Genomic DNA, 8,484 nt, shown 5'->3' with positions numbered 1-8,484 from the left:
AATGCTGCCGGTAACTGACCCGGAAGAACTGACTTTAGCTTTCTCTGCAATCTTGACATTACTTATGGTATATGTGCCCGGAAGCACTCCTGATCCAGGTGTTGCTGTAAACGCACTGTATGTATCGGCACCACCGTAAGTTACCTTATATGCAGCGAAGGATGTTGCAGATCTCAAATTAGTAGCAGGCTTAAGAATATCAAAGTAATCATCCCTCAGACTTCTGAGCTTATTGGTTATGGACCTATAGTCATCCCTTTTCCATTCCAGAAGCTGTCTGTCCTGCTTAATCTTATCTACACGCATAGCTTCAACACGCATCAGCTGCTGCACCATATAGTCAGTATCCAATCCTGAGAATAACCCCGACATTCTAAGTCTTGTATTAAGCATGCCTGATATGTTGTTAGCCACTTAGATCACCTTCTTTCATCAACTAGCAAACCTGCAAGCTCCCACATCTTTGCGATCATATCCTGTATCTTTCTTGGCGGAAACTCTCTTATAACTTCATTTGTTATTGAATCCTTTAGTACATATATTATTGCATGGGTCTTTTCGTGTACTGATCTCTCAATAAACTTGTTATATGCACTCAAAGACTTATTTGCCTGCTCTACAGCATTATCCAGCATTTCATCATTTATAACATGGTCCGAATTCACATCAATATGTGCTTCACTGGAAGCCTTTCTTATATTGATCTCAGCTTCTGAACTGCCTTTCTGTCGGACCTGCCATTCACCCTGTCCGCTTCCTACCTGGATACCTACCCCATTTTGAATTGTTGAATCAATTTTCATTTCTATTCCCTCCTTGGAAAATTCCAAATCCTTTTGTATTATATATATCGATATTTTTTTTATTTTTCTTTAGCACAATATGAATATATATAAATCTCTATCATTATTAAGTTGGTCAGATAAAAGTCTATTAATTAATATTAATGACTGCCAGGTACTCCATGTTATCTCAAACTCTTTATCTGTAGAGAGGCTAAGCTCAGTCCGTCCCTATCCAGTACATTCTATTCTGCAGGTACAATATTAGAATTTACTCTCACCTGATCCTGATGTTATTGTAATAAGCCCCTAATCTTCTTTTTTAGCCCTACAGTATAGCCGGTATCCTTGTAGATTTCATCAGCCAGTTTCTGTGCAGCCTCATAATAATTGGCTCCAACCAACAACTTAAGCCTGTAGTATAGAACATCTTCGTCACCTGGGAGCATTTCTTCCAAATCCAATACTAGTGTTGCAGCATTTTCATAATCTCCGGAATCAATAAGTTCGTTAGCTTTCAATTTAGCCGCTCTTATATATCCTTCCGCATTTTGTTCAAGTGCATTAATAGTACAAGCTGTTTCCAACAAAACTAATCTGGATCGGGAATCCGTTTCAGTCTCCAAGTATTGATTTATACCCTCCAAGGCAGCTTTATAGTTCTTATTTAAAATATTATTGGCTATTATGTAATACCTCTGGAGAATTTTTTGTTCCAGAAAACTCATTATTATTGGGTATTGTTCTTTTCCTTTTAATACACTATATATAAAATCCTTCTGTTCTAATATAAAACTCAAGTCGCATGATTTTAATATGATATACATATCTTTATTATATGCTCCTGCAACTTGCAGTAGGTATTGCTTGCCAAACTTGAATTTGTTATCTTCTGAATATAAGGCATCAAGATAATCTGTTAATCCGTATTCTGATACATTGCTCTTGTTTGTTATTGTATAAATCATTTTGCATAGTTTGTACAGGAAGTTATCTTGGATTCTATACCGTTCCTCCTGTGAACTGATTTTAGATAACATATCTGTACCGACATAGACTATTTTATCAAGTATCTTAGTGTCAGAGCTGATATTATGAATAACTTCATATAAAATGTGATCATTTACAATATTGCATAACAATGAAAATACTTTTCCTATGTCTGCACAATCATCATTAAGAATATTCTGCAATATGCGATCTATATTTCCTAGAAATACAATTGAAATAAAATTTATATTTGTTGCTGTATCAGCATTCCAGTTTTCCAAACACCGCTTAAATATTGTGTATGTTCCATCTGCCCAAAACAGATGCTTATTAGCCCATTTCCGTACTGTCGAATTAGATCTTATACAATAGTGATGTAGAACTTTAGATGTTATCGCCAATGAGTTTGAGCGTTGCGCATAGGCAAGACAGAACATAGTGTCGTTCCTACTTTCAAAGTCTCTGAATACATCCTCAATATGCATATCTTTGACTATTCTAGTCTTAAACAGTTTACACCAATAAGTAGCGAATGCCACCCATACAATATCAACAAAAATATCTGATATATTTTTATAATTATCTATATGTATATCCTTGTAGTTTCTTATTCCCCTTTGCTGTATATCATTTTCCTTGTACATTTCAGTTCCGCATGCTACCAAGTCTGCATCAGTCTTTACAGCAAGCCTGTACATTTCTTCAAGGAAATTTGGCTCATAATAATCATCATTATCTAAAAAAGCAATATACTCCCCTTTTACTAAATTCATTACAATATATTGAGTGGTTTCTCTGGATAATGTTTCTTTGCGGTGTATAACCTTTATCCTGTCATCCTTTGCTGCATACTCGTCAAGAATAACAGCAGTATTGTCTGTGCTTGCATTATCGCTTATGATATATTCAAAATCGGTAAAGGTCTGGTTCATTATACTTTCTATGGCACGTCTTATATAATGCTCATTAATATTATAATGTTGCGTTATTATTGAGATTTTGGGCTTATATACGTGTACAGCAGAAGGTTCTTTAGCACTGCATTCATTTTCTAAATATCTCTCTTTCATCAGTTGTAATACACCTCATTTTCCGGTATTGTGTGATAGCTGCTTCACCCAAATGAATTCATTCTGTCATATTATATTTTTTATATATTTTTAAGCCAAAGAGATAATGGGAATTTCATTTTCATGGTATTTCTAGTTTTATCTGCGTTGGCTAAATCGCCCAGCGCTGCGTATGTATCATATATCTTCTCATATATATGATATTCTTCTTTCAAGTTCAGAACAGCCTCGTAGCATTCCAGAGCATTAGAAGTCCTGTTTTGTTTTCTATAGGCATCTCCAAATAATATATAGCTCCCGGTATGAGTTGGATTCTGCTCTATACATATGGATAACAATTCAATTGCAGTATCGATAAAGTTATACTCAATAAGCAGGTATGCAAGCTTATTCAGCGTTTCAGCCGAACAGAGAAGTATATATTCCGATACATATTCAAAATAGTCAAATTCACTAATATTGATCAAGTATTCGCAGATATTATAGAGGGTTTTTTCCACGGCAGGGGTTATACATGGCTTGTCAACCGCCTCCTTCAGCAATATCCTGCTAATAAACTTCCATTCCTTTTTGCTTAAATTGAGGCAATCTCTTAACTTATTTGCAATATCAATGCTCTTGGTAAGCAAGCACAGTACAGCCACATCCAGTACATTGTTATTAGAAATAGTGTCAACCTTCTCCCATTCTTTAAGGGAGGCTTCATACTGCTTATCCAGCATTAAAGCAACTGCTTTCATATCAGTCAAACGCAAATCCTGTAGTATAAAATTGAAATTACTCATAAGAGGATGCCTTATTTCATATAAGGAATAGATGAGTGCTTTTATCTCTTCTGCTGTATTGGGCTTATATATTTTATTCAGATGCTCTTTTATTTCTTCCGGTCCGATACCTGCCCGCTGCATGAGCTTTAGATATAATGACAGTGCCGGGGTAAAGCTCTTCTTTTTTGTTATTGCCTTGAATACTTCATCAAAGGCATCTCCGGATCTTCCCATCCTGTCATATACAACAGCAAGCTGATAGTGTGCCATATAGCTTCCTACACCTTCAGCAGTAATATTGTCCATACGGTCTCCGGACTCAAGGCATGATCTGAACATTATTTCAGCATCCTTAAGGTATCTCCTGCTCAAAAAAAGAGTCCCAAGTGTGTAACACGCGTCAATATAGGCAGGGTAGACATTTATGAAATCAAGTAACAGCTTAATACCTTCTTCTGTCCTGCCTAAGTAGTTAAGACATTCACTCATTCTAACCAATAAGCTTTTAACATATGTCTTTTCCTTACTTAAAGGATATGATTTCCTGAACATTTCCAAAGCTTTATCATACTGCTCATCAGTCATATATACTAAGCCCATGTTGAAATAACTATATCCGGTAGGATTTTCCGCCAATTCCTTCATCATTATATCATGGTTTCTCTTTTTCTTGCCTCTCTCTGAGACAACCTCAGGTAAATATCCGACATGATGTATCACAATATCAGATTCCAATCCGGAGTATCCACAAGCTTCATCGAAGGTATTCAGATGTTCATGAAGCTTCCCACTGTACTTAAGTCCAATCCTAGATTTAAACAGTCTTACATTCTGATGGAAAACGACTCTGCCTTCATTTTGGTAATTCTTTATTACCAGCCTGTAAAAATCCTTATTGTGTGCCAATTCTTTCTGCAAATCGGCACATTCATCGAGATATTCGTCAGCATCAAGTATTAATATATAATCTGACTTTGCATCTGCAATCGAATAATTGCGTGCTGCCGCAAAATCATTAATCCACTCAAAATACTTGATAACAGCGCCGTGCTTCTCTGCTATCTCTACCGTCTTATCTGTAGAACCCGTATCCACAATGATGATTTCATCTACCTTTCCACTTACGCTCTCCAGACACTGGTTCAAAAATTTCTCTTCATCTTTAACAATCATACATAATGATATTGTACAACTTCCCATAAGGCTTCTCCTTGATTACATAATATTGTGCTATATTATATATCGACCTTGCAATCATGCTACTTTAGGGTTTCATATAATAAAACAAAAAAGACCTTGGATTATCCAAGGTCTTTTGAGAATTAACTATCTCAGAAGCTGCAGAACGCCCTGTGGGTTCTGGTTTGCCTGTGCAAGCATAGCCTGTGCAGCCTGATTGAGGATGTTGTTCTTTGTGAACGTCATCATCTCCTTAGCCATATCAGTATCTCTGATTCTGGACTCTGCAGCTGTCAGGTTCTCAGTTGTAGTACTAAGGTTGTTAACAGTATGCTCAAGTCTGTTCTGAAGAGCACCGAAAGTTGACCTTATTGTAGATATTACGTCGATATTAGAAGTAACTGTATCAAGCCCTGATGCAGCTATGTTAGTTGCATTAACAGCACTACTCATCTTTATTGCCAAAGTGTCATTTGAAGTTTCATTGATTTGGATTTTGATATCCAAGCTGCCGTTCAACAGATTTATACCATTGAACTTAGTGTTTGCACCTATATTGACTATTTCTGCTGTAAGAGCTGCAATTTCTGCTGCTATGTTAGCCTGGTCTGTGCTGTTATAAGTACCGTTTGCATTCTGTGTATAAAGCTCTTTTATTCTTACAAGCATATCACTAACTTCAGTCAATGCACCTTCTGCTGTTTGTATGAGTGAGATACCATCCTGAGAGTTCCTAGTTGCCTGCTCCATAGCTCTAATCTGACCTCTCATCTTTTCAGATATTGACAGACCTGCTGCATCGTCAGCTGCTCTGTTTATTCTGAGACCTGATGAGAGCTTTTCCATAGCTTTGCTTGTGTTTGTTGCGTTAACGCCTAACTGTCTGTGTGTGTTAAGTGCCATCATATTGTGGTTAATTCTCATAATTAATTCCTCCTTGATATTTTGTATGCCAGATTCCTTTCCGGCATTTATTTGCAAAAGTCTCAGCTGTAAGCATGGGCCCTATGCCTTTTACTGCTACTTTTTGCTTTCAAATATTATATCGGGTAAGTTTTGGATTACTTTAGCTTTTTTTACTTGTCTCTTTAAAATATTTTATATTTTTATTATTTTCGACAGCATATTTACATCCAGGTCATTGCTTATATTGGATTCAGCATTGATATTTTCAATCTCCTGAATCAGTTCCTTTCTGAAAACCTTGATATTTTTTGGTGCTTTGATTCCTATTTTTACTTTGTCTTCGCTGATCTCTGTTATGATTATTTCTATATCTTCACCTATAACCAATGATTCATCCTTCTTTCTCGTCAGCACTAACAAGAAGCATCAGCCTCCTTTATAACTTTATGCCTGATCTCATACCTATCATCATCTAATATTTCCTGCTTCCCCTTATTATTCTTCATGTTTATCACAATTGGAGCCTTAAGGTTGGCTGTCATATTATTGATATCTTCAGGTATGGTCAATATAGTATAAAGGCTGACATACTCTTCCTTTTCTATCTCCAGCTTTTCTACTGTATCTTCGCTCACTTCGATATCATAGTTTCCTATAATAACAGCCGGCGGAACTAAAATAAAGCATATATTCTGTGTATCAACCGACTGTAAGTAACTGAAATCACTTTCCCCATCATGTATAAGCGCATATCGGCTATGCTCTTTGAAGCCCGGTATTCCATCTTCGAAAAAAACTATATCCTTGTCCTGTACTTCCAGTTCACCAAAGAACTTTGTACTTACTTTCATTTATACCCCTCCGATATATAGCCTGTTTTTTAGACTATAGTGTCTACATTGTTCCCAACAAATTCAAAACTTATATGCGGGTATTGCTTCAAACGTATATCTACTTTGCCCGGATAGTAATCAAATTGAGGGCTATTCGGGGTGACCTTTAAATCGACATAACCTTCTTCAACCTGTATGTCAAGGTTGCCCCCTACAAAGTCTATTTTAGGTCTGCTTCTGGGCATAGTGCCTACATTATATTCATATACAGTATAAGAGTTGTTGTATGCTATTTCAGCAAAAGCATCGCTTTTCAACTCTATTTTTGCCATCCTGTCTCCCTCTCCGGAAGCCCTTGATATTCCCTCCATAATGGCTTGCTGTCCAAGCTGTGATATATGGTCTGCCAATGCAGTAGTAGTCATCCTTCCCGATTCATTGAAGCACTGCGTCTGATCTATCTGAATTTGGATCGGTTCTTTATGCATTATAATTTTAGGATGCTTCTGATGCATCTGGATATCAGCCGGGGGCTGTCTCATATCAAGCCTTGCCCGGGTCACCCTTATATCAAGTTCAGCATTCCGTGTGCTTATTTGAAGCATTTATATCACCTTACCTCAGAAAATCAATAAGCGATGGCTGTATTATCCTTGCTCCTGTTGAAAGAGATGCTCTATAAACGTTTTCTTCCATCTTAATATTCATTATCACTTCTGTCATATCGGCATCTTCATTTTTAGAAAGCAAGCCAGTAAGGTTGATGGCATCATCCAATATCCTGTTGGTAGTAAGTTCGACCCTATTGGTCTTAACCCCTATCTCCGCCCAAATGGCATTTATGTTGCTTGACTGAGTGTTTATTCTTTCTATAGCAGTCCTTATACCATCAGAATCACCGTCTTTTAGGTCTGATATCAGCTGGTCAAACACCGCTATTAGCTGGGATTTGTCATCCGAGTCAACTCTTGACTCAGATTCCTGTCCATCTTCGAGGCCTAAAAGCCCTGACCCTGTAACAATAGAAAAACTACCCGTATCAGACTCCAATACAAGCTTATTATCTGCATATCCTACATTTATTAAGCCTGGGCCAATTTCACCTTCAATAGCAGTATTCATGGCGGCAGCTATTTCTGTAATATCATTAAAAGTCCCTGTGAAACTTATTGGTTCCGGAATTCCACCATTATGATTCACATGAGATACCTCAAAATCTATTGTGGCAGTAATAGGAAATGCTGCCGGATCCAAGAACTTACTTTTCATGCTCTGTCTGTTTATCAGTGAATCTGCAGTAGATAAGTTCAGATCTGCTTCAATATCAGCAACATCATCATAATATCCGAATACCCTCTGCCCTACAGAGTTCATACCCATTCTGTCCCCCATGCCGATATTGGCTTCTATCACTTCATCTCCTGTAAGCTTACCCCCGCCAAGGTCGTACTTGCCATCAGAGGTCAACAACGGCTTATCGGTCTTAAAGCCTGAGAATATATAGCTTCCTGCGTAGGTGGTATTACCTATCTGTATAAGCTGATTCCTAAGCTCCTGTATTTCTCCGGCTATAGCAATTCTCTCGTTTGTAGAGTTGGTCTCACTGGCTGCCTGCACAGTAAGCTCCTTTGCTCTTTTCAAAACATCATTGATATTGCTTATAGCCATCTCAGTAGTACTTAGCCATGATCCTATATCATCAGCATTCCTTTTATACTGCTCCATGGTGGCAACCTCAGTGTTTAGTCTTAAACTCCTTGATACCCCTATTGGATCGTCAGAAGGCCTGTTGAACTTCTTGCCGGTAGCCATCTGCTGTTGCAGTTTATCCATTCTGCTGTAGTTCCTTGTGATATTCCTCATCATGTTATTTACCATCATGCCATTTGTTACTCGCATTGTATCACCTCACTATCTTCCCACTATTCCAAGCCTGTTGACTGTGGTGTTAAGTATC

Annotated in this window: 9 protein-coding genes; all 9 read right to left on the bottom strand. The window is 37.5% G+C overall.

All coding sequences use genetic code 11. The features are described from left to right. The coding region (locus ACESM9_RS12850; protein ID WP_372999332.1) for a flagellar cap protein FliD N-terminal domain-containing protein at positions 1–414 on the bottom strand (414 nt) is incomplete at its 3' end. A 5-nt stretch (positions 415–419) separates the two neighbouring features. After that, positions 420–803 (bottom strand): flagellar protein FlaG, encoded by a 384-nt coding sequence (locus ACESM9_RS12845; RefSeq protein ID WP_372999330.1) that lies wholly within the window; start codon positions 801–803, stop codon positions 420–422. 272 nt (positions 804–1,075) lie between these two features. Next, positions 1,076–2,842 carry a glycosyltransferase family 2 protein gene (locus tag ACESM9_RS12840; protein WP_372999327.1) on the bottom strand — a complete coding sequence of 589 codons (1,767 nt, stop codon included), beginning with the start codon at positions 2,840–2,842 and terminating at the stop codon, positions 1,076–1,078. 80 nt (positions 2,843–2,922) lie between these two features. Further along, a complete protein-coding gene (locus ACESM9_RS12835; RefSeq protein WP_372999324.1) occupies positions 2,923–4,809 on the bottom strand; it encodes a glycosyltransferase in 1,887 nt (628 codons plus the stop codon). Between the two features lie 126 nt (positions 4,810–4,935). Then, positions 4,936–5,712 (bottom strand): flagellin, encoded by a 777-nt coding sequence (locus ACESM9_RS12830; RefSeq protein ID WP_372999321.1) that lies wholly within the window; start codon positions 5,710–5,712, stop codon positions 4,936–4,938. Between the two features lie 174 nt (positions 5,713–5,886). Further along, positions 5,887–6,108 carry a carbon storage regulator gene (locus ACESM9_RS12825; protein ID WP_372999336.1) on the bottom strand — a complete coding sequence of 74 codons (222 nt, stop codon included), beginning with the start codon at positions 6,106–6,108 and terminating at the stop codon, positions 5,887–5,889. Then, entirely contained in the window at positions 6,108–6,545 is a 438-nt protein-coding gene (fliW, locus tag ACESM9_RS12820) for a flagellar assembly protein FliW (RefSeq protein ID WP_372999318.1), read from the bottom strand. Before fliW ends, ACESM9_RS12825 begins: the two co-directional genes overlap by 1 nt. 29 nt (positions 6,546–6,574) lie before the next feature. Further along, positions 6,575–7,132 carry a DUF6470 family protein gene (locus tag ACESM9_RS12815; protein ID WP_372999315.1) on the bottom strand — a complete coding sequence of 186 codons (558 nt, stop codon included), beginning with the start codon at positions 7,130–7,132 and terminating at the stop codon, positions 6,575–6,577. A gap of 10 nt (positions 7,133–7,142) precedes the next feature. Beyond that, on the bottom strand, positions 7,143–8,426 hold the full coding sequence (gene flgL / locus ACESM9_RS12810; RefSeq protein WP_372999311.1) for a flagellar hook-associated protein FlgL: 1,284 nt from the start codon (positions 8,424–8,426) through the stop codon (positions 7,143–7,145). Positions 8,427–8,484 lie beyond the last annotated feature (58 nt).

Source organism: Lutispora sp. (assembly GCF_041687175.1).
In the GTDB taxonomy this organism is placed as follows: domain Bacteria; phylum Bacillota; class Clostridia; order Lutisporales; family Lutisporaceae; genus Lutispora.
This window is presented reverse-complemented; position numbering and strand designations above follow the sequence as displayed.